We start from the raw sequence: 25,838 nt of genomic DNA on the forward strand, positions 1-25,838 counted from the left end.
CTTCGTATGCCTGAAAAAAGGAGATCTTTTATGAAATATGATCTATGGCAACGTCTATTTACTCGATTTTTGCAAACATTTCATCTCAAGCGTTTTTTTGAGCGACATCGTTCTTTTAAAGAAATGCATCAATCAAGTTATGCCAAAGAAATTGGACAGGCTTTATCGCAACAGCTGAAGGCCAATGCTCAAATGGAAATGAGTCAGCTTTTAGAAAAATTACATACAGCGCAAGATGGTTTAACAGAAGCGCACGCGTATCAACAGCAACAGACACATGGTTTGAATGAAGTTGCTCAGGAAAAGCCACTTACTTGGTGGCAGCATGTATGGTATTGCTATCGTAATCCATTTAATGTGCTACTTAGTCTTTTAGCGCTTGTTGCTTTTTTAACTGATGATTTCACTGGTGGATTAATCATCACTATTATGGTGTCACTATCGACCTTATTACGTTACTGGCAGGAATCAAAATCCAACAAGGCTGCTGAGTCGCTTAAAGCAATGGTGACCAATACCGCTATGGTGCTGCGCCATAACGTCAATACTCAAGATCAGATTTTGATCAAGCAACGTTATGGCGTTGAGGTGAAGCAATTAAAAAGTATTCAATTTGAAATACCGATTCAGTATTTGGTGCCTGGCGATATTATTTTACTTTCAGCTGGCGATATGATTCCAGCCGATTGTCGAATTTTGACGGCAAAAGATTTATTTGTTTCGCAAGCAGCCATGACAGGTGAATCGATGCCTGTGGAGAAATATGCAACTGCACATACATCAGACATAAATTCTCCTTTAGAACTCGACAATTTACTGTTTATGGGCACCAATGTTGTCTCTGGAACAGCGCGTGCAGTGGTGATGAGTACAGGCATTCAAACTTATTTTGGTGCGCTGGCGCACCGCGTGACGGCAACTGATTATGCAGTGACTTCTTTTCAGCTAGGGGTAAATAAAGTCAGTTGGTTACTGATCCGTTTCATGTTGGTAATGGCACCGATTGTTTTGTTTATCAATGGCTTCACCAAAGGGGATTGGGGTGAGGCTGTGCTGTTTGCTTTATCTGTTGCGGTGGGTTTAACGCCTGAAATGCTTCCCATGATTGTGACGTCAACCCTTGCAAAAGGAGCAGTGTTTTTATCGCGTAAAAAAGTGATTGTAAAACGACTAGATGCTATACAAAATTTTGGTGCCATGGATGTGCTGTGTACAGACAAAACAGGCACATTAACGCAAGATAAAATCTTTCTTTCGCATCATGTTGATGTGCTTGGTAAAAAATCGCATTCCGTATTAATGCAGGCATTCTTAAACAGTTATTACCAAACGGGGCTTAAGAACCTGTTGGATGTGGCCGTATTAGAAGCGGTTGATCAGGACATGAAGTTTGAAAAACTACGCTTTAAAAAGCTAGATGAAGTACCTTTCGATTTTGAACGCCGTAGAATGTCTGTTGTTGTGCGTACGCCACAGGCCCAAGTGCGTATGGTCAGCAAGGGAGCCGTTGAGGAAATTTTAAAAGTATGTTCGCATGTTGAGCTACAAGGCGAGATTAAACAGCTTAGCCCAGCGTTACGCCATGAGATACAGACCATAACGCAAAACTACAACCGCGAAGGATTGCGTGTTGTAGCAGTTGCATACCGTAATATTGATACGCATCAAGAAAGTTTTTCTGTGGCAGATGAATGTGATCTGATTCTGATGGGCTATCTTACCTTTTTAGATCCACCGAAAGAGTCAGCTCGACCTGCCATCCAGCAGTTACATGCACATGGTGTAGCTGTGAAGGTATTAACGGGCGATAACGAGTTCGTCACACAAAAAATATGCCGTGAAATCGGGATTGCCCATGACAAGGTACTCCTCGGTGGCGAAATCGAAATGCTATCCGACGCGCAGCTTAAAGTTGCGGTTGAGCAGCATACTATTTTTGCAAAACTAAGTCCTATTCATAAAGAACGTATTGTCGATCAGCTAAAAGCGAATGGGCATGTGGTCGGATTTTTGGGCGATGGAATCAATGATGCTGCCGCAATACGTGCTGCAGATATTGGCATTTCAGTCGATTCAGCAGTGGATATTGCCAAGGAATCTGCCGATCTGATTTTACTAGAAAAGAGTTTGATGGTGCTTGAAAATGGTGTGCTTGAAGGGCGTCGAACATTTGCCAATATGCTCAAATATATCAAAATGACGGCCAGTTCAAATTTTGGTAATGTTTTTTCGGTATTGGTGGCGAGTGCTTTTATTCCATTTTTACCTATGCTACCGATTCATCTACTGGTACAAAACTTACTCTACGATGTATCTCAGATTGCTATTCCGTTTGATCATGTGGACGAAGAACAACTAAAAAAACCGCAGCGCTGGCAGCCTTCTGAAGTTGGGCGCTTTATGGTGGTATTTGGTCCGATTAGCTCCATCTTTGATATTCTGACCTTTTGCATGATGTGGTTTATTTTTCATGCCAATACGCCAGCGCAGCAAACCATGTTTCAATCTGGCTGGTTTGTGGTGGGACTACTCACGCAAACCATGGTTGTGCATATGATTCGAACCAAAAAAATACCGTTTATTCAAAGTTGCGCAGCTCCGCCACTGTTGATCATGACGGTAATTATTTGTGCAATTGGCATTTTTTTACCAATGGGACCTCTGGCAAGCTACTTAAAGCTTGAAGCATTGCCTTGGATTTACTTTGTATATTTACCTTTTATTTTGTTTGCTTATATGTGTTTGACTCAATTCATCAAACAAATTTATATCCGTCGATATGGCTGGCAATAAGAGAAACAGCATGACTTTACAATTTTTACAAAATACCAGTGTGTCCAATATGGCCGATACCTTAATTAGTCTGGCAGCCGCATTTATTTTGGGTGGATTGATTGGATTCGAGCGACAATACCGACAGCGTACAGCCGGGCTGCGAACCAACGTATTAGTTGCGCTTGGCGCTGCAATTTTTGTCGATATTGCAAATAACCTGTCGGCGTCGGATGGCGCTGTGAGGGTCATCGCTTACGTGGTGTCAGGGATCGGTTTTTTAGGTGCAGGTGTAATTATGCGCCAAGAAGGTAACATTCATGGTTTAAATACAGCGGCTACACTTTGGTGCTCAGCCGCTGTGGGCGCAGCCGCAGGAGCTGATCTGATTGTGGAGGCATTGGTCGCGACAGCATTCATTCTGGCTGCCAACACATTACTGCGACCCTTGGTGAATATGATTGATCGCCAGCCGCTAGATGCAGAATCTGAAGTGACGCATATCATTTACCTAACGTCTAATAAAAGTCATCGTAAATTGGTGATGTATAAATTGACCGAGATCCTGCATCATTTTAATTATCCATTAAAAGACCTAGATGTCGAACCCTTTGGCGAAAATGACATTGAAATTGAAGCGACACTGATTGCGACCTCGATTGATCCAGTCGAAATGAATGAAATCATTAAACAGATCAATCAGGTACCGCAAGTACAACAGGCCTATTGGGATAAAAATACCATGGCATAAGCAGCATACATATGATGAGGTTTAAGATGGACTTTTCTTAAGTTTTAACTTAAAGACGATCATCACGATGATGCCTACAATCAAACCCCAAAAGGCAGAGCCGATACCAAAAAACTGAATTCCCGAGGCGCTGCATAAAAAAGTGAGCAGTGCCGCCTCGCGGTCATTCACATCGTGAAATGCCAGGGCAATGTTGTGACTAATCGTCCCAAACAGTGCAATACCCGCCAATGCAATAATGAATAACGAAGGGAATGACATCAGTAAGCTGGTTAAGGTTGCGGCGAACACGCCCATCAATATATAGAAAAATCCACAGCTAATGCCTGCAATATAGCGCTTGCTTGGATCTGGATGAACTTGATCATCTAGACTTACCGCCGCACTGATGGCGGCAATATTTACAGTGTAGCAACCAAAAGGTGCAAGAATGGCTTGGGTGGCACCGGTCCATCCAATCAGTTGATTAACGTGAGGTGTATAGCCATAGCTTTTGATCATGGCGATACCCGGCAAATATTGCGATGCCACATTAATCACAAAAAGTGGTAAGGCCAAACCCAAAATGGCAGAACCTGTAAAATGTGGCGTGATCCATTCAGGTTTTGCCAAATCCCAATGCAAAACAGGTGGATGGAAAGTCATAAACAAAGGACACAGAATTACACCAACGACCACGGTTATCACGATACAGTAGCGTGGCCAGATGCGTTTACTCATAACATAGATTGCGAGCAGACTGATAATAAACTGCCAGTCGTTTTGCATATTGGCAAAGAGTGCAATCCCAAATTTAAGCAACACACCGGCTAACATCGCGCTGGTGAGGCTTTGTGGAATATGCGCCAGTACTTTCTCAAAGATACCTAAAAAGCCTAATAATGCAGTTAACACACCACATAGCAAAAATGCGCCAATCGCTTCATGTAAGGAGTAACCGCTGCCAGTCGCTATGATCAGTGCCAAGCCTGCGGTCGACCATGATGTCGCGACCGGATATTTAAACTTCCAAGATAAAAACAGACCAGAAGCGCCGATTCCAATGCCCAACGCCCAAAACCAAGAGGTAATCTGGCTCGTGGTGGCCCCTAAAATCTGTGCAGCCTGTATCACTAATACCGAGGATACGCTAATCCCGATGAGAAAAGTGACAAATCCTGCAAAAGCAGCCGGAAGAGTAAAATCACGAAGAAATGTACGCATGATTCAATATTTATCATCTGTTTGTGAGTGAAGTGTCTTTCATAGAGACACATTAAATTTAAAACTCAGTGTAACTATCTCATTAAATAGAAAATAGGTTCAAAGATTACAATGTTGATGTGGCAAGCCTCAGCCCAAAACCAAAAAACAGCACACCTACCAGAGCAATGCAGATAGCGGATGTTTTATGTTTTGATTTAAAAAAATCAGAAAGTCGAACACCTGAAAAAATTAGCGCCGTTAAATAGCCTAAGCTAATGCATTGTAAAATAATTGCAAGAGCAATAAAGCTAATCGCCGGATAGGGATAATCCGGATCTACAAACTGGATAAAAAAAGACAAAAAGAACAAGATCGCTTTGGGATTGAGCAGGCTGATACTCAGCGCAGTTCGATAAGGGTGAATCTGATCGAGTTTTGGTAGATCAGTCATTTCAGGCACTGAAATATGACAATTTTTATAACGTAGATAGCTGGCTTGAAGCAGCTTAAAGCCTAAGTAAGACAGATATGCTGCGCCTATCACTTTAAGCGTTGTAAAAATCCAGGGAAAAGCATGCATCAACGACGCTGCGCCCAGAACTGTACACAAAATTAAAATTGCATCGCCTGTGACAATACCCATTGCGCCTCGATATCCAGTTTGAATACCGTAACGTGATGCAATGGACATCACATATAAGGAGTTTGGCCCCGGCAAAAGAACAATAAAAAGCGTCCCTATGATATAGGTTGTTAAATCCGTGATCCCCAACACAACACGAAGTCCATAAAAAACCAGTTTTTGTACTATAACAAAAACCGGTCAAATTATGTGAATATTCACCTATTAGGCTTGAATTTCAGCATCGATTCCAAATGATTGACGCAATAGGTGAGTCAACTGTTCACGTGCTTTAATAAAGCCATCGATACCGCCTTGAAGTAATTGAAATGCCATTAAGTCATGTTCAAGCTCTTCTCTAAAGCTTTGTTCGGTTTGTGCAGAGCGTTCGACTGGATCTGCTGCATGCGCGGCTTCAATTGTGAGTGCTGGCTTAATTTCACGAGTATCCGATTCAAGCTGAGCCAAAAGTGCAGGGGCAATGGTCAGTAAATCACTACCAGCGAGGCCAAGTACCTGATCAGTACTACGGAAGCTCGCGCCCATGACTTGAGTTTTGATACCTTGTTGCTTGTAGTAGTTATAAATTTTCTTAACTGAAAGCACACCCGGATCTTGTTCGATTGGGTAGTGATCGACATTTTCAGCTTTTTTGTACCAGTCTAAAATGCGTCCAACAAAAGGCGAAATGAGGGTTACATTGGCATCTGCACAGGCTTGTGCCTGATGTAAACCAAACAGTAAGGTAAGATTACACGCAATGCCTTCAGCTTCTAAAACTTTGGCTGCCTGAATGCCTTGCCAAGTAGATGCAATTTTGATCAGTACGCGAGACTGATCGATACCATACTGATGGTACAAGGCAGAAAGTTCGCGCGCTTTTGCAATTGTTGCTTCGGTATCGTAAGACAACGAAGCATCAACCTCGGTAGAGACACGACCTTCGATGAGTTTTAAAATTTCAACACCAAACTTAACAGTCAAAATATCAATGGTACGTTCAATAAGTTCATCATTTTGATAGCCTTCTTGCTTGGCTTGATCAAACGCGGCTTCAATCAACGCTTTATTGTCAGGAATGCTGGCGGCAGCCGTAATCAGGGAGGGATTTGTGGTTGCATCCAAAGGACGAAATTTTTGAATTGCATCAAGATCACTACTATCAGCAACCACTGTAGTCCATTTTTTTAATTGATCGAGGGCAGATTGTGTCATTGTTTCAAGCGTCTTTATATAAGAATTCGGATGCATTTAGTTATAGCATAATCTTGCGTGAACCCAATGACTATTTAATCTTTTGCTCGTTTTCTCTGCAATTGCAAGTGATCAATCAGATAATGTGCAGCCACGCCAAGACTACTTTCGCGGCTCCAAACCAAATCGATATAATATTCAAATTTAGGCGTGAAATCTAAAATATTTAATATTTTTAATTGATTAGATAGCTTTGGATTTTCAATAAACATTTCACTAGGTAATACACCCCAGCCCAACTCACCTAAAATCATCATACAGGCCGAGTGATGGTTATCTGTACGCCAATACTGCTTGGAAAATAACAGTTCGGGTTTGATTTTACTATCACGACTTGCCACCACAATTTGCCGCTGCTGCACCAGATCTTTGAAACTGACCTGATCAAGTTGCGCCAAACAGTGTTCATTTGCAGCGACAGCAACCAGTGCTTCTTTTTTAATTTCTACAAATTGTTCACGATGGTCTAAGTGTTCACGTTCAAACATAAAAGCCAGTTGCGCGCTTTGATCGAGTAGCATGGCCAGAGCATCTTCTTGAGGCGCTGAGATAATATTAATTTGTAAAGTCGGAAATTTTTGTTCAATCAGCCGTATATAGTCGACCCAATGCGTGTGTAATAGTTCAGACACAATCACAATATTCAGTGCCGATTCCAAACCGGTACTTAAGGCAAACGCATGTTGCTTCCATTGATTCATCTCAATTAAGAGCTGTGCTGATTTTTCATATAAAACATGTGCCTGAGGTGTAGGAACTGGTTCGCGTCCTTTACGTTCAAACAAATTTAAGTTGAGGTCAATTTCCATATTGGCAATCGACATACTTACCGCGGATGGAACCTTGCCCAATTTTCTGGCTGCTGCTGAAAATGAACCGGTTTCCATAACGCTTTGAAAAATGATGAGTTGTTCTTGATTGATATTCATCTGTCAGAAAAATTGAAAGAACCTAATTAGATTTATCAGAATTATAAAAATAAAATGCAATCTATCCAAATAAAAGAGTGTTTAGAAATGTTGATTTCCAAAAGAAGACTTGTTCATGCATTTAGCTATGAAGGGATCTTGTTGATCATCATTGCGATTGCATTAAGCTTTATTTTTGATATGCCGATGGAAGTAACCGGAATGCTCGGTATTTTTATGGCGGTGACGTCGGTCTTCTGGAATATGATTTTCAACCATTATTTTGAGAAAGTTGAACATCGGTTACAATGGAAGCGGACAGTTGGTGTGCGTATATTGCATGCGATCGGGTTTGAGGGTGGACTTCTCATTGCTACGATTCCAATGATTGCTTATATGATGCAGTTAAGCCTGCTCGATGCATTTATTTTAGATTTAGGTTTGACCTTGTGTATTTTGGTGTATACCTTTATTTTTCAGTGGTGCTATGACGCGATTGAGAAACGCTTAGGTTATGCACCGCAGCATTCATCGTAAAAAAAAGCGCCTGTTGTAGGCGCTTTTTTTATGCTTATTTTTCGACGATCGCGACAACGCCTTGACCGCCTGCGGCACAAATCGACACTAGAATTTTGCCAGAACCTTTCTGATTCAAGATTTTCGCTGCAGTCGCCAAGATGCGTCCACCCGTTGCGGCAAATGGATGTCCAGCAGCCAATGAAGAACCATGAATGTTCAGTTTGCTACGGTCAATCGAGCCTAAAGGAGCATCAAGACCTAAACGTTCTTTACAGAATTTTGGATCTTCCCATGCTTTAAGGGTCGAAAGCACTTGAGATGCAAAGGCTTCATGAATCTCGTAGTAATCAAAATCTTGTAATTTCAGACCAGCGCGTTCAAGCATACGAGGAACAGCATAAGCCGGTGCCATGAGTAAGCCTTCTTTTTTACCCACAAAATCAACGGCCGCAGTTTCTGAAAAGCTTAAATAAGCCAGTACTTCATGACCGTTGGCTTTTGCCCATTCTTCGGATGCCAGCAAAACTACAGATGCACCGTCTGTCAGTGGTGTCGAGTTACCCGCAGTCATGGTGGCGGTTTCGCCCTTGCCAAATACAGGTTTAAGTTTGGCCAGTTTTTCTACTGATGAATCTGGGCGTAAGTTATTGTCACGCGTTAAACCCATAAACGGTGTGATCAGATCGTCAAAGAAACCAGCATCGTAGGCTTTGGCCATTTTATGATGTGAAGAGGCGGCAAGTTCATCTTGAGCCTGGCGTTCGATGCCCCATTCAAGTGCGGTAATGGCCGCATGATCTCCCATGGATAGCCCAGTGCGAGGCTCACCGTTTTTAGGAGCATCCATCAAGTCTTTAATGTTGATTTTAGCCAATGCCTTTAAACGATCTTTCGCTGTTTTGGCAATGTTGAGCTCAAGTAAAACCTTACGCAAGCCATCACCAAATGCAATCGGGGCATCGGATGTGGTATCTACACCGCCCGCAATACCGACCTCAATCTGACCCAACGCGATTTTATTTGCCACAGCAAAAGCTGCCTGCAAACCAGTGCCACAAGCCTGTTGTAAATCGTAAGCTGGTGTTTCAGGAGCCAATTGAGTATTAAGTACGCATTCACGGGTCATATTAAAGTCACGGCTATGCTTTAAAACAGCGCCTGCAACCACTTCGCCCACACGTGTGCCTTGAAGCTTATAGCGTTCAACTAAACCATTGAGTGCAGCAGTCAGCATGTCAATGTTGGACGCTTTAAAATACGCACCGTTAGAACGTGCAAATGGAATACGATTACCACCAATAATGGCGACGCGACGGATAGAAGTTTGGCTCATGATGCGATCCTGTTGAGCAGACGTTTTTTTAGATGTTGAAGTATTTGCAGAAGATTTGGCTTGTGTACCTGCCGAAGCGGTTTTAGCACGTGAACTGGCACGCTTTGGCTTTGCTGTCGCTTCAGTACTTTTTTTAGCTGTCGACGAGTCAGCCGCAGATGAGGTTCGACTGGTACGACGTGTTTGCGAGGTGCTTCGCGCTTTCGGTTTTGATGTATTTGACACATCATCCTGAGTAGAGTTTTCGACTGCCGATTTTTCTGGAGTTGTTTTACTCATAAGGCTTTTCCAAGCATGATTATGATGTTATTGACGGTACATTAACATAATTAAAATAGACCTGTATTGACTAGAATGACATTGTAGATTGTATTCGGGTCAACACATATCAAGATTAACTCAAGTATTATTTTATTCAAATCCACAATGCGATCGAGCTAACACCTTTACAACACAATGATGTGGAACGCGTAGCTTGTGAACATGTTTAAAAATTAATTTGCATGAGAGATTATTAAGATGATTGATCAATACCAAGCATTTACTCAATCGCCAATCGGTAAATTCGTTGTGAAGAATCTCGGCTTGCCATCGCCCGTGGTATTGGATCGTTTCGAGCAAGGTCAGCCAGTGATTCGTGGTGCTGTATTGGTTGGTGCAGCACCTGAAGGTGTTTTATCTTCTGCTATCGCCAATGTGCTCAGTACCATTCATGCAGACAGTTATGCAGGTAACAATACCGATATTCAACAGGCTGCTGCACAAGTGGGCTTAAACTTACGTGCTTTTAATTCTGGAGATAAAGAATCTCGATTCAAAGCCGTTATTTTTGATGCATCAGGAATTCAAAACTCAGAACAATTAAACGAGTTACATAAATTTTTTAATCCGATTGCCCGTCAAATCGAAGGTTCAGGTCGTGTGATTGTCGTGGCTACCACACCGGAGTCTGCCAAAACGGTGAAACAGGCGATTGCGCAGCGAGCTCTCGAAGGCTTTGTAAAATCTGTAGGAAAAGAGTTTAAAAAAGGAATCACTGCGCAACTGGTTTATGTCGATGAAGACGCAGCCAACAATCTTGAGTCTACATTGCGTTTCTTACTTTCGCCGCGATCTGCTTATGTATCTGGTCAGGTGATTCGTATTTCTAAAGCTGAAGTGGTAAAAGTTGACTGGAACAAGCCACTTGCAGGTAAAACTGCTTTGGTGACGGGAGCAAGCCGTGGGATTGGTGAAGCGATTGCCCATATTTTGGCACGTGATGGTGCGCATGTCATTTGCCTTGATGTGCCACAGCAACAAGCTGATTTAGACCGGGTTGCTGCCGATATCTCTGGTTCTGCTCTCGGGCTTGATATTACGGCAGCCGATGCAGGCGAAAAAATAAAAGCGGCTGCACAAAAAAATGGCGGCCTTGATATTATTGTGCACAATGCAGGTATTACTCGCGACAAAACGCTGGCCAACATGAAACCAGAACTTTGGGACTTGGTAATCAATATTAATCTGAGCGCAGCAGAGCGAATCAACGACTATTTACTCGAAAATGATGGCTTGAATGCAAATGGTCGAATTGTCTGTGTTTCTTCAATCAGCGGGATAGCGGGTAACTTGGGTCAGACCAATTACGCAGCGTCTAAGGCTGGCGTGATTGGTTTGGTTAAATTTACTGCACCAATTTTGAAAAATGGAATCACCATCAATGCAGTGGCGCCAGGATTTATCGAAACACAAATGACAGCCGCTATTCCGTTTGCTATCCGTGAGGCTGGGCGCCGTATGAACTCGATGAATCAGGGGGGCTTACCTGTTGATGTTGCCGAGACAATCGCATGGTTTGCATCAAGTGCATCCACTGGTCTGAATGGAAATGTCGTTCGGGTTTGTGGTCAGAGTCTGCTCGGTGCATAATGAGGGTTAAAGAGGGATGTAAGAACATCCCTTTTTCATAAACACAGACTTAAAAACAAATACATTTTAATGAAAAGGTTCGTTATGAATACGCGTCATTTTAGTCAACTGCCGAAAGCCTATTTGGCTTATCCGAAAGTCATACAAGGTTTGGTATTTAAAAAACCCAAAGGCGAGCGTGTATTGCCTAAAGTGGAATATGTTGTCGACTCCTTTCGAATCGATCAAGATCATTTAAATGATTACAATCAAGTCTGTGGATTTAAAAGCGACGATACAATTCCGGCAATCTATTTGGCTGTGTTGTCACAAAGTTTGCAAATGCACATGATGACGACAGAAAACTTTCCTTTTGCGATTCTGGGTTTGGTGCATATTCGTAATCAGATCAAGCAAACTCGTCCAATTGGCGTTAATGAAGCACTGAGTCTTTCATGTCGATTTGGCGATATTCAGCCACATGATAAAGGCCTGCAATTTGATTTTATCACCACAGTGAAGGTGGGAGCAGAGACGGTGATGGAAGGAATCACGACTTATCTTTCTCGCCAAAAAACATCAAGTAGTACAGCCGAAAAAACCAAAGAAGCTCAAGTACCTGACTATCATGTTCAAGATGTCTGGACGGTTGCTGAAAACACAGGGCGCCGCTATGCCAAAATCTCGGGTGATTATAATTTGATCCATATTCATGCGATGACAGCAAAGGCATTTGGCTTTAAGCAAGCAATTGCTCACGGCATGTGGAGCAAAGCACGTGCTTTGGCCAGTATTGATTTACCTTCGGCCTATGAAGCAGATGTTTGGTTTAAGTTGCCGCTATTTTTGCCATCGACCGTTGAGTTTTTAACGGCATCAAATCCTTCTGAAACCGATTTCTTGATTCGAAATCAGCGTTCTCAAAAGCCACATGTTTCAGGCCAAGTGAAAAGCCTTTAAACAATTCTTCCCGGTACATATCGTGATGTGCCGGGAATGTAACAATAATAAAAATAGGGACATACAGTGAATACACTAACTCAATATTTCTCAGCCGATACTCAAAATTATCACGGTATTCTAGATGAGCGATTCCACGATCTGGCAGTGCATTTTAGTCGTTTACAAGATGCCCGAACTGATCAAGGGGGAGCTGCACTCGCCGTGTATTTCGGAACACAAAAAGTTGTCGATATTTTTACGGGTAAAAAATCTCGTGATGAGTTGTGGGATGCCAATACGCTTTCTGTCAGTTACTCAACGGGTAAAGGCGTACTTGCAACATTGGCACATATCCTCGTGAGTGAGGGTTATTTGGAATATGACCGACCAATTGCCTATTACTGGCCTGAATTCGCTCAACAGAACAAGCAAAAGATTAGCTTAAGGGATGTTCTGAGTCATCAAAGCGGTTTATACGATATTCGAAACACGATCCAAGATGCCAGTGAAATGCTGGACTGGCCGCATATGCTAGAAGTCTTTGAAAGCACAGCACCTCGATTTACAGCGACCCATGCTCAAGCTTATCAGGCATTAACATTTGGTTGGCTGGTAGGCGGGGTGCTAGAAAAGGCAACAGGGGCAACACTTCCAGACTTGATGCAAAAATATCTAGTCGAGCCGTTGAAATTAGATGGTGCTTATTTTGGCGTACCAGTTTCTGAACTTTCGCGTGTGGCACGACTCATTGCGCCAGTAAAGTCTGTAGAAAAAGTCGGAACGCCAATACATAAAACATCTCACCAGCAAAAGAAAACGAGTGTAATGGATAAATTGGTGACATGGACAGGCCAAAACCCGCAAGATTTTCAGGACGCCATGATGCCTAAAGGAATGCGTCATTTCAGTTTTTTTAGCGATGAAGGTTTACAAGCCATCATTCCGGCTGCTAATGGTGCTTTTACTGCAAATAGCCTAAGTAAGATTTATGCAATGCTGGCTAATCAAGGCCGTTTTGAAGGTAAAACACTGATCAAACCTGCGGTTTTTAAACAGCTCAGCACAATTCAGAGTTTTTCCAGAGACAAGGTCATGCCAATACCAATGCATTGGCGATTAGGTTATCACCGCGTAATTACACTGGGGAAGCGAGCCAAACATGGATTTGGACACATTGGCTATAACGGTTCTGGTGCATGGTGTGATCCAGAACGCAATCTCAGTTTCGCATATGTTCATAATTTCAAAATCGGATCAATTACAGGGGATTATCGCTTGTGGAGTTTGACTCAAGAAACCTTACGCTGTGCAGATTTATTTTTAAAGGGTAAAAAAGGCTGGTTTTAATGTTTTGAAGCCAGTAACTCATAGTCCAGCATAATCTGTACATGATGTTTAAAGGAGCTTTCTTCAAAACCTTGCAAGCCAATTTTAAATATACCGTCTAGCCCACAAACAAATGCAATCAGACGCCATGCCACTTCATGAATTTGAGGCATGGTTAAATCTTTGAATTGTTTAAGCATAACACCTGTTTGAATTTCTTTTATCAGTGCTGCATGCCAGTGCTGCATGGTCAGTTGATAGGCCAGGCGGATCTGTTCATCTTGTTGCATCAATACTTCAGCTTCGTTCCACAATCTGAGATATGCCTGAGTCTGTTCAGTATCTTCATAACCTAAGATCAAGCGAATCCGTACCATTTGATTACTTGTTTCGATGCCATCTTCAATTTCATTGAGCTGATCCATCAGTTCGACAAAAACCTCGGCTTTTAAGTGAGAGCTAGACTGAAAATGATGATGAACTTGACCTGTAGAAACCTGCGCCTCAGCAGCCACGCGTCGAACCGTTAATCCACTTAGTCCATCTTGAAGGGCAACCTGTTTGGCGGCACTTAAAATCATGGCGCGTCTTTCTTCTCGATTTAAATAATTCATGACATCCATTGGGGTGAAACATACAAGTCTTATCATAAATAAAGTTGGACATATGTTCAAGTTTGAATATAATAAGCTCAACTTGAACAAGTGTCCAACTTTAATTTGGGTGTCTTATGTACCGCAAATGGATGATCTTGGCGATCATCGTCCTTATTTATTTACCAGTATCAATTGATGCAACAGTATTGCATGTCGCTATTCCAACGCTTAGTGCAGATTTGGCGCTCACAAGCACGCAAATGCTGTGGGTGATTGATATTTATTCACTCATTATGGCAGGTTTAATTTTACCAATGGGGGCGTTAGGCGACCGAATTGGATTTAAGTGCCTCATGCTGGTCGGGGCTTCCATTTTTGGTCTTGCATCTTTACTGGCTGCTTTTGCAAATTCTGCAGCACTGCTAATAGTAGCACGGGCGCTTTTGGGCTTAGGTGCAGCTATGATTTTACCTGCCACGCTCTCAGGATTAAGAACCACATTTCTAGATGAAAAACAGCGTAATTATGCGTTAGGTATCTGGGGAACAGTCGGAGGAGGAGGTGCTGCATTTGGACCATTGCTCGGCGGCTTTATACTGGAGCATTTCTCTTGGGGCGCAGTATTTTTAATCAACGTTCCAATTATTATTACAGTGATTCTACTCACGGCTTTTTGGGTGTCTAAACAGCACATACAACACAAACAAGCCCTGAATCTATTTCAGGCGTTGATCTTGGTGGTGGCTATTTTGACATTAATTTATGCCGCCAAAACTGCGATGCATGCACCAAGCATGACAATTTTTATGGTCATGCTTGCAGGTTTTGTACTCCTTACTGGCTTTATTCGTCATCAACTAAAAACGCCAGCGCCGATGATTGATGTACACTTATTTAAGCATCCGGTGATTTCAACCAGTGTCATCATGGCGATGGTGGCCATGATTGCGTTAGTCGGATTTGAACTACTGCTTTCGCAAGAGTTGCAATTTGTGTATGGCTATTCACCCCTTGAGGCCGGTTTGTTTATTGTACCGTTTATGGTGGCAATTAGTGTGGGTGGGCCTTTTGCCAGTGTTTTGATGAACCGTTATGGTTTAAGGCCAGTGGCAACAATCGGAATGCTGTCATGTGGGTTTAGTTTTTTTGGTCTAGCGTCAATCAACTTTGATACACAACATATGCAAGCTTGGGCTTGGATGGTGATAATGGGAATTAGCGTTGAAATTGCACTACTTTCTTCTACGGCAGCAATTATGTCTTCTGTCCCACCTCATAAAGCCACTGCGGCGGGTGCAATTGAGGGTATGGCCTACGAGTTAGGAGCCGGATTAGGCATTGCAATTTTTGGCCTTATGCTGTCATTTTTCTACACGCGTGCAATCGTTTTACCAGAAAATCTGCCTATACAGTGGGTAGAAACAGCGTCAGCTTCGGTTGGAGAGGCAGTTCAAGCAGTAAAGATGCTCGAACCTACTTTGGCACATAATGTAATGGCTGCGGCTGCAAATGCATTTACTGCATCGCATAGTATTGTGCTGAGTATTGCAGGCGTGATGTTCGTGATTTTATCTGTTTTTGTATGGATAACCTTGCCCAAAACAGCAACTGTAGTACCACACAAAATATCAGAGTAAATTCTCTGCTGCCCATAAGCGTCTTTAAATACGCCGAGCAACTGCTGCACTTTAAAGCAACTCTGAACGGATATTGTGCTTATTCATTCACTAACGTTCAAAAAAACAGTATGCTTATGGGCAAACCAAGGAGCATCCATGTATCAAGTACTGGCCAGAAAATATCGTCCACGAAACTTTATCGAACTCGTGGGTCAAAATCATGTGTCTCGTGCGCTTACGAGTGCGCTTGAACGTGGCCGCTTGCATCATGCCTACTTATTTACCGGAACACGTGGCGTAGGTAAAACTACAATTGCCCGTATTCTGGCGAAGTGTTTAAACTGTGAAACTGGCATTACCTCTACACCATGTGAAGTTTGTACGACCTGTAAGGCTGTAAATGAAGGCCGGTTTATTGATTTGATCGAGATTGATGCTGCTTCTCGAACCAAAGTAGAAGACACTCGAGAGCTGCTGGATAATGTTCCTTACGCACCGACTCAAGGGCGCTTTAAGGTGTACTTGATTGATGAAGTGCATATGTTATCGACGCATTCATTTAATGCCTTGCTCAAAACACTTGAAGAGCCACCAGAACACGTCAAATTCTTATTTGCCACCACCGATCCGCAAAAGCTTCCGATCACGGTGATTTCAAGATGCTTACAATTTACTTTGCGCCCGCTGGCAGTCGATGAGATTACATCGCATTTGACCGAAATTTTAACAAAAGAAGATATTTCAGCGGAAAAAGACGCTATTTGGCAAATCGCTGAATCGGCGCAAGGTTCTTTACGTGATGCTTTGTCACTGACCGATCAGGCGATTGCCTATGGTCAGGGTGAAATTCAGCATCGAGATGTTAAAGAAATGCTGGGGCTAATTGATCGTACTATTATTTATGATCTGATTCTGGCAATCCATCAAAATGCTCCGCAGCGCGTCAGTCAGTTGTTAATGCAATTTCGACAACAAGCGCTCGATGTATCGCTGGTGCTAGATCAATTGATTTCGACATTACACGAGCTGGCATTGCTTCAGTATCTGCCTGAACTAAGCTTAAAATATAGCGACGAAATTAATCAAAAAATACTTGCACTGTCGAAAACTGTATCTGCACAAGATTTGCAGCTATATTACCAAATCGCCTGTAAAGGACGTGCCGAACTTCAGCTCGCGGTGACTCAGGAGCAGGGCTTCGAGATGTGTGTACTACGCCTGCTGGCGTTTCGCCCATTGGCCCTCGATGAAATTGTGGTGCACGAATCTGCACCTACCACTCTGGAGCATTCTACACACAGTACGACCACTGTTTCAGTTGAATCAGCTGAAACGGGTGAACCGAATAGTCATACAGATGCAGCCTCAGAATCTAAGCAATCTATACAAGAAATAGAAGCAGTTGATGAAAGTCATGAACAGCGCTTAACTGAAGCGCCGTCAGCTCAAGCAGAGCCAACACCAATACCAGAGCATTTCGAAGAATCAGCGCTCGACGTTGAGTCGGATGACGTGGTGCTCAATCATACAGTTTCTGAGCAAACTCTTATAACTGAACCTGAAAATTCAGATGTTTTGGTTTTTGATATTGAAACAGATGGATTAATCGGTCTAGAACCTAGCACAGTTGAGCCCGCACTGAGCGTACAAGATATGTCGCTTTTTCCAGTGGAAACCGAGCTTCAGCCAGAGGAAAATCTCGAACAACCAAAATTACAAACCTTAACTGATGTAGCGTCCGATGTACCTACTGATTTATTTGGTCAGCCTATTGAAGACACATCTGCGCTTGCTGTTGAAGAGTCAAATCTAAGCAACATTGAGCCAGTGCTAGAAAATGAACCTCTTCAAGCCCATGGAATTAACGCGGATGTGAGTAGTGAAGCGCTTGAGCCTAATAACCTAATGCCTCAAGACATTTTGAAACTTCAAGAACAGGTACTTGAAGGTGAGTGGACACTTGAAAAATGGGAGTTTTGGTTTAGGGGCAGTCAACTTTCACCTGCAGTGCAAGAGCTCGCTCAATATGGATTGATGACTGGGCAAATTGATGGCACCAGTATCTTTATTATTCCTCAGCAATATGAAGGGATGTTGTCACAGTTACAACATGCGCTTGAATCTGAGTTGATCACTCGTTGGCCAAACACACAGTTTAAAGTGCAATATGGTGAAGTGGCCTCAATTACGCCGTTTATCAAACAGTCAGAGCGTAAAGAAAAAGCTTTCCAACGTGCGGTATCCTTGATGAGTGAAAACAAGGTGGTGAAATCACTACTAGATACTTTCGATGCCGAATTGCAGAACGTTAATCTCAAGCTATAAAAAAGGGACAAACATTTATGTTGGTGCCCATTTTTTCATTTAGCTTTGATTTAACTGATAGGCTGTAAGCGCCTCACGCATCGCATCGGGAATTGTGGTACTTTTTCGTGTTTCTCGATCAACAAAAACATGGACAAAGTGTCCCTGTGCACAAGGCTCAAGCTGGTGTTGCTTAAATATTGCGAGTTCATAGCGCAAAGAGCTTTGCCCAATTTTTGAAATCGCAACACCCACTTCAATGGTATCTGGAAAAGTGAGTTCCTTAAAAAAACTGCATGCCGAGTCGACGACTAGTCCGATGATCGGTGACTGACGAATATCAAAGCCTGCATGTTGAATCAAAAGGGAGTTAGCGGCTGTATCAAAATAACTATAATAAGTCACGTTGTTTACATGACCATAAATATCGTTATCTGCCCAGCGTGTCTGGATATTTAAAAAATAATGAAACTGGTCACGGCGTTTGGGTATTGGTTTCATGCGTAAATTGCCTCATAAATCTGATACGCAGCCTGATGTGTCATTTCGCGTGGGTTATTTTGTAATAGACGAGTTTGCAATAATGCATCTTGCGCCAGTGTTTCAAGGCTAGAGTGCGGTACATTGAGTTGGCTCAGTTTTAAAGTCAGCCCACTATGATCAAGATGATTTTGCATATGGTCGATAAACAAATCGCACAAGCCGTCTGCACAGCCATTACTTTTAGGGTCGAGCCATTGCATTAATTCTGCATATAACTGTTTAGCATGTGGCGCGTTGTATTTTAAAACTTCGACCAATACCAACGCATTGGTATGTCCGTGAGACAAATGAAAATGACCACCCAATGGATAAGCCAGCGCATGTACAGCCCCTACAGGTGCATTTGCAAATGCTTGACCTGCAAGCATTGAGCCAAGCAACATGTTTTGACGTGCATCCATGTCATGTCCATTACTCAGAACTTTAGGCAGATTATCATTAAGTAAACGCAGTGCATGTTTTGCCAGCATATCGGCATAGACATTTTTTTTCAGTTTACTGGTATAAGCTTCAATCGCATGCACCATGGCATCAATTCCGGTGGCCGCGGTGATGTGTGCTGGTAAATAACGGGTAAAGTTCGCATCTAATATCGCAACATCGGCATACAAAACTGGTGACACAATTCCGGTTTTAGTTGTTTCACCTGTCGTGATGATCGAAATCGGTGTGACTTCGGAGCCGGTTCCTGCTGTAGTCGGAATCAAGATCAGCGGTAATCGGGGGCCTTTGGCATTATTTACGCCATACATGTCGCTTAACTGTTGTGTTTGATCAGGATGGGCAAGTAACGCAATCACTTTTGCGACATCCATTGAGCTACCACCGCCAAAACCTAAAACGGCATCAACTTTCTCTTGTTTCGTATAGGCAGCCGCATTTAAAACAATCTGCTCGGGTGGGTCAGCTTGAATATCTGAAAAAATAACATAATCAATCTGAGCTGCGTCTAAACACTCAATGACAGGTAAGTGATACTGATGGGCAATCATTCCAGGATCCGTTACCAGCAAAACTTTTTGATAGTCTCGATCAATCAAAATAGTTTTAAGCTCAGCAATTGATCCTAATCCTGAAATGATGCTTGATGCGCTCTGAAACTGAAAATATCCCATCGTTCCGTCCTTATTTAATTTGCTTGTCAATTACAAATCATTGTTTTATTGAGTTAATCCATCATTTTATTGTGAAGCCGCATCAAAAGAATGCTTTTTGATCGACAAATCATTTGATCACGAAACTCTTAAGAGATTCTATAGGATTCGTGAATTAAATCACTTAACATAACAGTTATTCATCGTGATCTGTTGCTGAGGTTTGATATGTCATCTCAAACGCCTTATAAGGTGTTATGTGTCTGTTTAGGTAATATTTGCCGCTCGCCAACGGCTGAAATCGTATTAAGACACGCGTGTGATGCAAATAATCTCAATATAACTGTCGATTCGGCCGGCACCAGCAATTATCATCCCAATAAAGCGCCAGACGCGCGTTCTCAAACACATGCTTTAAAGCGTGGCTATGATCTATCTTCACTGCGTGCTCGCCAGATTCGGCTTGAAGACTTCATTGAGTTTGATCTGATTTTGGCGATGGATCATCAAAATCTTGAAGACATTCAAACCTTAGAGCGTCAGGCGATTAAACGTTTTGGAAAATCACGTGTACGCTCTAAAGTGGCTTTGATGAGTGAACATGATCCTAAATACAAACACAAAGCCATCCCAGACCCTTATTATGGCGGCGCAGATGGATTCGAACGTGTATTGGATCAATGCGAATCCAGTGCTGCAGCATGGGTAGCCGAGTTTAAACGTGAACACCACGGATAGTGGATCAAAACAGGATTTAACGTGATACACATTCAACAACAGATTCAACTCAAACCATTTAATACGTTACAGCTTGATGTGATTGCATCGCACTATGTCAAGATCAATTCTTTGCACGTACTAATCGATGCACTCGAATATGCCCATACTCATGATCTCAATGTACTCGTGTTATCTGGCGGGAGCAATATGTTGCTGCCACAATATGTGGATGCGTTGGTGATTCATATGGATATTCAAGGATATGAAATAATCAATGAAAGCGCCGAGCATATACTGGTAAATGTGGGTGCAGGCGAAAACTGGCATGAATTTGTTTTAAAAACTACCGAAAATGGATGGTATGGACTTCAAAATCTGGCGTTAATCCCGGGGTTGGTGGGTGCATCTCCAGTTCAGAATATTGGAGCATACGGTGTTGAGGTTGGTGAGTTTATTGAACAGGTTCATGTGTATGATCGTAAGCTTCAGGCTGTAAAGTCCATCGAGGCTCAAGACTGTGAATTTGCTTATCGGCACAGTATTTTTAAAGATGATCCTGAGCGATATGTCATTACACATGTCAGTTTTAAATTACTCAAAACGCCGAAACTGAAGCTAAATTACGGTGATTTGCTCAAAGCGGTTGGTGATGACAAAACCCCCGAAAATTTACAAAAACAAGTGATTGCGATTCGTCAAAGCAAATTGCCAGATCCTAAAGAATACCCTAATGTAGGTAGTTTCTTTAAAAACCCGGTGATTTCATCGCAGGAATTTGAGCAAATCCATACAAAATTTCCTACGATTCCTCATTACCCGCAGCCAGACGGACGTACCAAAATTGCAGCAGGATGGCTGATCGATCAGACTGGCTGGAAAGGTAAAAAGCTCGGCTGTGTAGGAATGTTTGAAAAACAAGCACTTGTTCTGGTGAATTATGCCAATGCAACCTTGACCGATGTGCAGCACACTTACCGAGCAGTACAATCAGATGTCGCACAAAAATTTAATGTTCGACTTGAGCCTGAACCCGTGCTGTTCAATTCAAACGGTTTGATTACTTCACATTAGGAACAAAACTGTATGACACAAATACATTGGATGATCCGACTTGTTCGAGCAGTGGCTATACTGTTCGTACTTGCCGCATGTCTAATGGTTTTTATCTACACGCCGTTTTATTCAAAAATGATCGTAAAGGGACTGAATTACTTTGTACCTGTCGAAGTGAATCAAGTGGCTGCAAAGAGTCAGCAAAATGCATCGCTTAGCGAGCATGAAAATCTAGAGCCTGGTTCAAATCTCTGGATTGCACGTCAAGCCTATTTACGGTTAGTCGAAGAGGCCATGAGTCAACAGAAGTTTGAAGAACTTGGCCTGTTACAAGCGCGTTATCGCGCACTACAACAGCGCATTGAAGATGAGCAACTTAAAGAGCAGCAAGAAGACGAAAAAAATGCAACCAGTGTGCCTTTACTGGCCAAGAAAGATGAGACGACTCACGTAAAAGATGCTACCAAGCATGAAAAAGAGAATCCAGAGAATCCAGCATCAGCCTCAAGTGTAATTGTGAGCCAGTTGTTTGATTTAAATCACTCTGAAAATAAGGCACTACGTGACAAATATATTGTTTTTTTAAAAACACATCCTGTTACAACACCAGAAGACGAAGCCAGTAAAAATGAAATTACAGAGGATATCGAGTTTATTAGACAAAATCAAAGTGATCTCAGAGCTTCGTCTTATCATGCCAAACCATATGCCATTGTGGTTTTAGGTGGCGGCTTAACACTCGCAGACAATCGTAAAGATATTGTAGTGAATGCCTACACCAAACTTCGCCTAGAAAAAACTTTGGAAATTGAAAAAAAATACAAATTACCGATTGTATTAAGTGGTGTTGAGGCCCCTTATATGCAAGCATGGTTAAAAGAACGAGGCGTAGAAGCAAAATTGCTTGAAAATCGCAGTATGAATACCTGTGAAAATTCGCGATTTAGCTCTTTATTGCTTCAGAAAAAAGGTGGAGCACCGACTGTGATGCTTGTAACAGATGTATATCATATGCCGCGAACACGGCGTCTTTTTGCCTTGAATGGAATTGAAACCATTCCAGTTGAAGCTCCAATGCCTACTCAATTAAGTGCTTGGCAGCCGAGCCAGCAAAATTATGATCATAGTCGCCGTGCCAATTACGAACTTTTGGCCACAGTACGGGATATGCTTTTTGGCTCAAGTGGTTGTCGTGAGGTGCCCTAAATGTCAGATATTCCATTCCTAAATCCTACAGTATTACAGCAACTTGACCTGCCTGTCCCAAACCGTGAGCAGACTCCACAGATTTTGCCACAACTGAATCTGAATCACGAAATGCAACCATCTCGGGATTTACTGGCCTATAAGAAACTGTACGGACTCGATCAATTGTCTGCGAAGCACTGGCAAGGCTACATTCAAATACCACTGTTTAAATTGCATGTTCAGGTGTTTCAACCTGAACGTGATGTTCCATTGGGTACTGTCTTTTTACTGCATGGTTATTTAGAGCATAGCGGTATTTATCAGCCGATTATCCGAGAAATTCTGGATCAGGGTTTTAGTGTACTCACTTACGATTTACCGGGTCATGGTTTGAGTGATGGCTCGCCGGCGAGTATTCAAAATTTTGATCATTACCAACACGTGTTGCTAGCAGTTTATCAGTACGTGAAGCATGCAAACCAGCTGCCAAAGCCTTGGGTCGGTATTGGACAAAGTACGGGTGGTGCAATCTGGATGCATCATTTACTCGAATATGCACAGAAACGCCAAGATCCTATTGTAGATCGGGTGTTATTGCTTTCACCTTTAATCCGACCTGCCAAGACGGCATGGTGGCATAATCCGGTCGGGCTTGGCATTATTCGCAGAATACGCCGTCAAGTACCAAGACACTTTAGACGCAACAATCATAATCCTGAATTTTTACGTTTTGTGCGTCTTAAAGATCCGTTACAACCACGTATGATGGGGATGGACTGGATTCTGGCAATGTCTAAATGGATGTTTGAAATGGAAGAGCGACCACCTTGTAGGATCCCGGTGTGGTTAGCACAAGGCGCACTCGATCAAACTGTCGATTGGCGCTATAACATTGAGTTCATTCGGCGTAAGTTTCGTTTGCAAACCTTACTCATGCTTGAAGAAGGCTCGCATCAGTTAATTAATGAGCGAGCGGATATTCGCGCTGCACTCACGGGGTTAATTCCTGCATTTTTGCATGCGCGTCCTAAACATCACTATTATTAAGTCTTTATATTTACTTCAATTAAAGCCAGCTTGAAGCGCTGGCTTTTTACTGTAGCAAGCAATGGAATTTGAATGTCTTTTGTAATTACAATGTGTATTCAATGTAGGTGTAATGGCTATTTAAAATGATTAAATTTAATAATTTATCTATTTCATTAATCTATGATGTTTTGATAGTTCGAATGATAAGCACAACATGATTCAAATCTGTGCTTCATGAGATATCAAACATTAAGTCTCGCTGATATGAACTTTTATTTTAAATAGAACAATTAACTCAAAAGCGAAAGATTTTAAATTAAATAAGATTTTGCAGCGTAATTTTTATTGTTTTGAACGAGCAGATCAATTGCGATAAAACGTACTGTGTTATTTAAGTCGTCATACTTTGATGTCTGTACCTCTAAAAAAGTAAGGCGCAATCTAATCAAGTGATTAGATTGCGCCTGATGGATGGTGTGCTTTTTAAAAATGATCGGCCATCGCCATATTCCACATTCTATAATAAAAGTTTTCGTCATCTTTTTCATGGCAGTCGAGAAGTTCTCCACCTTTGAAAAAGAAGTGTAACTGAGCATAGTTTTTGATCTCGCGATCATTCACTCGCTGTGCTAAATGATGTGCCTTAATTTCTGACGGATGTTGTAAACCAGAAGCTGCGATAATTTCGGCCAGTGCATGCAAGGTATTTTTTTGAAAATTAAATACACGTTCAGCTTTAGTCGGTACATGGATGGCTTTTTGACGATCTTTGTCTTGGGTTGCGACGCCTACGGGGCATTGATTCGTATGGCAACTTTGGGCCTGAATACAGCCAACGGCAAACATAAAGCCACGCGCAGAGTTGACCCAGTCTGCTCCTAATGCAAGCGTACTGGCGATATCGAAACCACTGATAATTTTTCCACTGGCGCCAATTTTAATTTGATCTCTTAATCCTGCACCGACCAAGGTATTGTGCACAAATAAAAGGCCTTCTCTGAGCGGTGTACCAATATAATCACTAAATTCGATCGGTGCCGCACCTGTACCGCCTTCAGAGCCATCTACCACAATAAAGTCTGGCACAATTTTGGTTTCCAGCATTGCTTTAACGATGCCCATAAATTGCCAAGGCTGACCAATACATAGTTTGAATCCGACCGGTTTGCCGCCAGAGAGTTCACGTAACTGCTGTATGAAGTGCATCATTTCAATAGGTGTATTAAACGCAGAGTGTTTTGGTGGGGAAATACAATCTTGGTCGCGAGACACACCACGAATTTGTGCAATTTCTTCAGTAATTTTATGCTTAGGTAAAATGCCGCCATGCCCGGGCTTTGCGCCTTGAGAGAGTTTGATTTCAATCATTTTAATTTGTGGAAGTTCGGCCTGTTGTTTGAATTTTTCAGGATCAAACTTTCCATCAGGCGTACGGCAACCAAAGTAGCCGCTGGCAATTTCCCATACAATGTCACCTCCATATTCAAGATGATACGGGCTTAAACTACCTTCACCGGTGTCATGATAAAAGTGACCCATCTGAGCGCCTTTATTGAGCGCACGAATTGCATTGGCGCTCAAGCTGCCAAAGCTCATCGCAGAAATATTCATGATCGATGCGCTGTAGGGTTGGGTGCATTGAGCATTACCAATGTTAATACGAAAACTTTTGATATCCGCAGGTGGGCATGGAACCAGTGAATGCACCATAAAGCGGTAATCTTTTTGATAGACATCGATAATCGATCCAAACGGTTTATCTGCATTTTGGTTTTTGGCGCGCTGGTAAACTAAACTGCGCTGCATGCGTGAAAAAGGCAAGGCATCTTGATCTGATTCAATAAAATACTGACGAATTTCAGGGCGAAAATCTTCAAATAAAAAACGAAAATGACCCATGATGGGATAATTTCTTAAAATAGAGTGTTTGCTTTGAAGCACATCGTATAATCCAACCACACTTAAAATGCTGGTGATGACCCAGATTACATTTAAAACAGTATCGGAAATAAAATAATACAGATAATGGGGTGTGTGGGTGAAATGGAACCATGAAATACTGATTGCAACCAGCATACATAGAAACCAGACAGAGTGCCGCGAGAAGAAAGTATTGAGTAATTTATGACGAATGATTTGCGCCGGGCTAGCCATTTCAAGCAATTTCCTTGATTTTTGTTCTATGTTTAA

At 42.3% G+C, this 25,838-nt stretch carries 21 protein-coding genes; 12 read left to right on the forward strand and 9 right to left on the reverse strand.

The features are described from left to right. Positions 1-30: 30 nt before the first annotated feature. Together mgtA and ADA42_RS00790 are read left to right on the forward strand one after the other, a co-directional pair. The gene (gene mgtA / locus ADA42_RS00785; RefSeq protein ID WP_048763087.1) at positions 31-2,793 is read left to right on the forward strand and encodes a magnesium-translocating P-type ATPase; all 2,763 of its coding nucleotides are present in this window, start codon (positions 31-33) and stop codon (positions 2,791-2,793) included. A 10-nt stretch (positions 2,794-2,803) separates the two neighbouring features. Further along, positions 2,804-3,523 (forward strand): MgtC/SapB family protein, encoded by a 720-nt coding sequence (locus ADA42_RS00790; RefSeq protein ID WP_004937301.1) that lies wholly within the window; start codon positions 2,804-2,806, stop codon positions 3,521-3,523. A gap of 21 nt (positions 3,524-3,544) precedes the next feature. Here the strand turns inward: ADA42_RS00790 and ADA42_RS00795 are convergent, their stop codons facing one another. The 4 genes from ADA42_RS00795 to ADA42_RS00810 all read right to left on the reverse strand — a co-directional run bounded on the left by ADA42_RS00795 (position 3,545) and on the right by ADA42_RS00810 (position 7,513). Next, positions 3,545-4,726: a benzoate/H(+) symporter BenE family transporter gene (locus tag ADA42_RS00795; RefSeq protein WP_004947108.1), complete on the reverse strand. Its 1,182-nt coding sequence runs from the start codon at positions 4,724-4,726 to the stop codon at positions 3,545-3,547. Positions 4,727-4,832: 106 nt separating this feature from the next. Then, positions 4,833-5,483, reverse strand: a complete 651-nt coding sequence (gene leuE / locus ADA42_RS00800) for a leucine efflux protein LeuE (RefSeq protein WP_048763088.1) — start codon at positions 5,481-5,483, stop codon at positions 4,833-4,835. A 72-nt stretch (positions 5,484-5,555) separates the two neighbouring features. Beyond that, complete coding sequence (gene tal / locus ADA42_RS00805) at positions 5,556-6,545, reverse strand: transaldolase (RefSeq protein WP_048763089.1); 990 nt, start codon at positions 6,543-6,545, stop codon at positions 5,556-5,558. Between the two features lie 74 nt (positions 6,546-6,619). Beyond that, positions 6,620-7,513: a LysR family transcriptional regulator gene (locus ADA42_RS00810; RefSeq protein ID WP_048763090.1), complete on the reverse strand. Its 894-nt coding sequence runs from the start codon at positions 7,511-7,513 to the stop codon at positions 6,620-6,622. A gap of 87 nt (positions 7,514-7,600) precedes the next feature. On the opposite strand from ADA42_RS00810, the gene aceI reads away from it, so the two are divergent. Then, on the forward strand, positions 7,601-8,029 hold the full coding sequence (aceI, locus tag ADA42_RS00815) for a chlorhexidine efflux PACE transporter AceI (protein WP_048763091.1): 429 nt from the start codon (positions 7,601-7,603) through the stop codon (positions 8,027-8,029). Between the two features lie 34 nt (positions 8,030-8,063). Here aceI and ADA42_RS00820 read toward each other — a convergent pair whose 3' ends face one another. After that, positions 8,064-9,623, reverse strand: coding sequence for an acetyl-CoA C-acetyltransferase (locus ADA42_RS00820; protein WP_048763092.1), 1,560 nt, complete (start codon positions 9,621-9,623; stop codon positions 8,064-8,066). Between the two features lie 240 nt (positions 9,624-9,863). Between ADA42_RS00820 and ADA42_RS00825 the strand changes: the two genes are divergently transcribed. The 3 genes from ADA42_RS00825 (at position 9,864) to ADA42_RS00835 (ending at position 13,523) form a co-directional block, all read left to right on the forward strand. Beyond that, on the forward strand, positions 9,864-11,255 hold the full coding sequence (locus ADA42_RS00825) for a 3-oxoacyl-ACP reductase (protein WP_048763093.1): 1,392 nt from the start codon (positions 9,864-9,866) through the stop codon (positions 11,253-11,255). A gap of 84 nt (positions 11,256-11,339) precedes the next feature. Then, positions 11,340-12,194, forward strand: coding sequence for a MaoC family dehydratase (locus tag ADA42_RS00830; RefSeq protein ID WP_048763094.1), 855 nt, complete (start codon positions 11,340-11,342; stop codon positions 12,192-12,194). 66 nt (positions 12,195-12,260) lie between these two features. After that, positions 12,261-13,523, forward strand: coding sequence for a serine hydrolase domain-containing protein (locus ADA42_RS00835; RefSeq protein ID WP_048763095.1), 1,263 nt, complete (start codon positions 12,261-12,263; stop codon positions 13,521-13,523). Here the strand turns inward: ADA42_RS00835 and ADA42_RS00840 are convergent. Further along, a complete protein-coding gene (locus ADA42_RS00840) occupies positions 13,520-14,116 on the reverse strand; it encodes a TetR family transcriptional regulator (protein WP_048763096.1) in 597 nt (198 codons plus the stop codon). The two genes, ADA42_RS00835 and ADA42_RS00840, sit on opposite strands and share 4 nt — an antisense overlap. 116 nt (positions 14,117-14,232) lie before the next feature. Between ADA42_RS00840 and ADA42_RS00845 the strand changes: the two genes are divergently transcribed. Continuing rightward, positions 14,233-15,735: a SmvA family efflux MFS transporter gene (locus ADA42_RS00845; protein WP_048763097.1), complete on the forward strand. Its 1,503-nt coding sequence runs from the start codon at positions 14,233-14,235 to the stop codon at positions 15,733-15,735. A 138-nt stretch (positions 15,736-15,873) separates the two neighbouring features. After that, on the forward strand, positions 15,874-18,042 hold the full coding sequence (dnaX, locus tag ADA42_RS00850) for a DNA polymerase III subunit gamma/tau (RefSeq protein WP_048763098.1): 2,169 nt from the start codon (positions 15,874-15,876) through the stop codon (positions 18,040-18,042). A 39-nt stretch (positions 18,043-18,081) separates the two neighbouring features. Here dnaX and ADA42_RS00855 read toward each other — a convergent pair whose 3' ends face one another. After that, entirely contained in the window at positions 18,082-18,522 is a 441-nt protein-coding gene (locus tag ADA42_RS00855; protein ID WP_004937324.1) for an acyl-CoA thioesterase, read from the reverse strand. Continuing rightward, positions 18,519-19,679 (reverse strand): iron-containing alcohol dehydrogenase, encoded by a 1,161-nt coding sequence (locus ADA42_RS00860; RefSeq protein WP_048763099.1) that lies wholly within the window; start codon positions 19,677-19,679, stop codon positions 18,519-18,521. Before ADA42_RS00860 ends, ADA42_RS00855 begins: the two co-directional genes overlap by 4 nt. A gap of 207 nt (positions 19,680-19,886) precedes the next feature. On the opposite strand from ADA42_RS00860, the gene ADA42_RS00865 reads away from it, so the two are divergent. From ADA42_RS00865 to ADA42_RS00880, 4 genes are read left to right on the forward strand one after another with little or no spacing between them, the layout of a single operon-like run. Then, positions 19,887-20,396 (forward strand): low molecular weight protein-tyrosine-phosphatase, encoded by a 510-nt coding sequence (locus ADA42_RS00865; RefSeq protein ID WP_048763100.1) that lies wholly within the window; start codon positions 19,887-19,889, stop codon positions 20,394-20,396. Between the two features lie 24 nt (positions 20,397-20,420). Beyond that, a complete protein-coding gene (murB, locus tag ADA42_RS00870) occupies positions 20,421-21,449 on the forward strand; it encodes a UDP-N-acetylmuramate dehydrogenase (RefSeq protein ID WP_048763110.1) in 1,029 nt (342 codons plus the stop codon). Positions 21,450-21,461: 12 nt separating this feature from the next. Continuing rightward, on the forward strand, positions 21,462-22,637 hold the full coding sequence (locus ADA42_RS00875; RefSeq protein WP_048763101.1) for a YdcF family protein: 1,176 nt from the start codon (positions 21,462-21,464) through the stop codon (positions 22,635-22,637). After that, positions 22,638-23,666, forward strand: coding sequence for an alpha/beta hydrolase (locus ADA42_RS00880; RefSeq protein ID WP_048763102.1), 1,029 nt, complete (start codon positions 22,638-22,640; stop codon positions 23,664-23,666). A gap of 465 nt (positions 23,667-24,131) precedes the next feature. Here the strand turns inward: ADA42_RS00880 and ADA42_RS00885 are convergent, their stop codons facing one another. Then, complete coding sequence (locus tag ADA42_RS00885) at positions 24,132-25,802, reverse strand: FMN-binding glutamate synthase family protein (protein WP_004937334.1); 1,671 nt, start codon at positions 25,800-25,802, stop codon at positions 24,132-24,134. Positions 25,803-25,838: the final 36 nt, after the last annotated feature.

Source organism: Acinetobacter sp. 243_ASPC (assembly GCF_001054715.1).
Taxonomy (GTDB): Bacteria; Pseudomonadota; Gammaproteobacteria; order Pseudomonadales; family Moraxellaceae; genus Acinetobacter; species Acinetobacter soli.

What these genes read in the sequence shown, in the direction of transcription:
- dnaX (WP_048763098.1), top strand. Translation starts at nt 15,874, where the DNA reads ATGTATCAAGTACTGGCCAGAAAATATCGTCCACGAAACTTTATCGAA.
- ADA42_RS00875 (WP_048763101.1), top strand. Translation starts at nt 21,462, where the DNA reads ATGACACAAATACATTGGATGATCCGACTTGTTCGAGCAGTGGCTATA.
- ADA42_RS00820 (WP_048763092.1), bottom strand. Translation starts at nt 9,623, where the DNA reads ATGAGTAAAACAACTCCAGAAAAATCGGCAGTCGAAAACTCTACTCAG.
- ADA42_RS00855 (WP_004937324.1), bottom strand. Translation starts at nt 18,522, where the DNA reads ATGAAACCAATACCCAAACGCCGTGACCAGTTTCATTATTTTTTAAAT.
- ADA42_RS00860 (WP_048763099.1), bottom strand. Translation starts at nt 19,679, where the DNA reads ATGGGATATTTTCAGTTTCAGAGCGCATCAAGCATCATTTCAGGATTA.
- aceI (WP_048763091.1), top strand. Translation starts at nt 7,601, where the DNA reads ATGTTGATTTCCAAAAGAAGACTTGTTCATGCATTTAGCTATGAAGGG.
- ADA42_RS00880 (WP_048763102.1), top strand. Translation starts at nt 22,638, where the DNA reads ATGTCAGATATTCCATTCCTAAATCCTACAGTATTACAGCAACTTGAC.
- ADA42_RS00840 (WP_048763096.1), bottom strand. Translation starts at nt 14,116, where the DNA reads ATGAATTATTTAAATCGAGAAGAAAGACGCGCCATGATTTTAAGTGCC.
- ADA42_RS00865 (WP_048763100.1), top strand. Translation starts at nt 19,887, where the DNA reads ATGTCATCTCAAACGCCTTATAAGGTGTTATGTGTCTGTTTAGGTAAT.
- ADA42_RS00810 (WP_048763090.1), bottom strand. Translation starts at nt 7,513, where the DNA reads ATGAATATCAATCAAGAACAACTCATCATTTTTCAAAGCGTTATGGAA.
- ADA42_RS00825 (WP_048763093.1), top strand. Translation starts at nt 9,864, where the DNA reads ATGATTGATCAATACCAAGCATTTACTCAATCGCCAATCGGTAAATTC.
- ADA42_RS00885 (WP_004937334.1), bottom strand. Translation starts at nt 25,802, where the DNA reads ATGGCTAGCCCGGCGCAAATCATTCGTCATAAATTACTCAATACTTTC.
- ADA42_RS00795 (WP_004947108.1), bottom strand. Translation starts at nt 4,726, where the DNA reads ATGCGTACATTTCTTCGTGATTTTACTCTTCCGGCTGCTTTTGCAGGA.
- mgtA (WP_048763087.1), top strand. Translation starts at nt 31, where the DNA reads ATGAAATATGATCTATGGCAACGTCTATTTACTCGATTTTTGCAAACA.
- tal (WP_048763089.1), bottom strand. Translation starts at nt 6,545, where the DNA reads ATGACACAATCTGCCCTCGATCAATTAAAAAAATGGACTACAGTGGTT.
- ADA42_RS00830 (WP_048763094.1), top strand. Translation starts at nt 11,340, where the DNA reads ATGAATACGCGTCATTTTAGTCAACTGCCGAAAGCCTATTTGGCTTAT.
- ADA42_RS00790 (WP_004937301.1), top strand. Translation starts at nt 2,804, where the DNA reads ATGACTTTACAATTTTTACAAAATACCAGTGTGTCCAATATGGCCGAT.
- ADA42_RS00845 (WP_048763097.1), top strand. Translation starts at nt 14,233, where the DNA reads ATGTACCGCAAATGGATGATCTTGGCGATCATCGTCCTTATTTATTTA.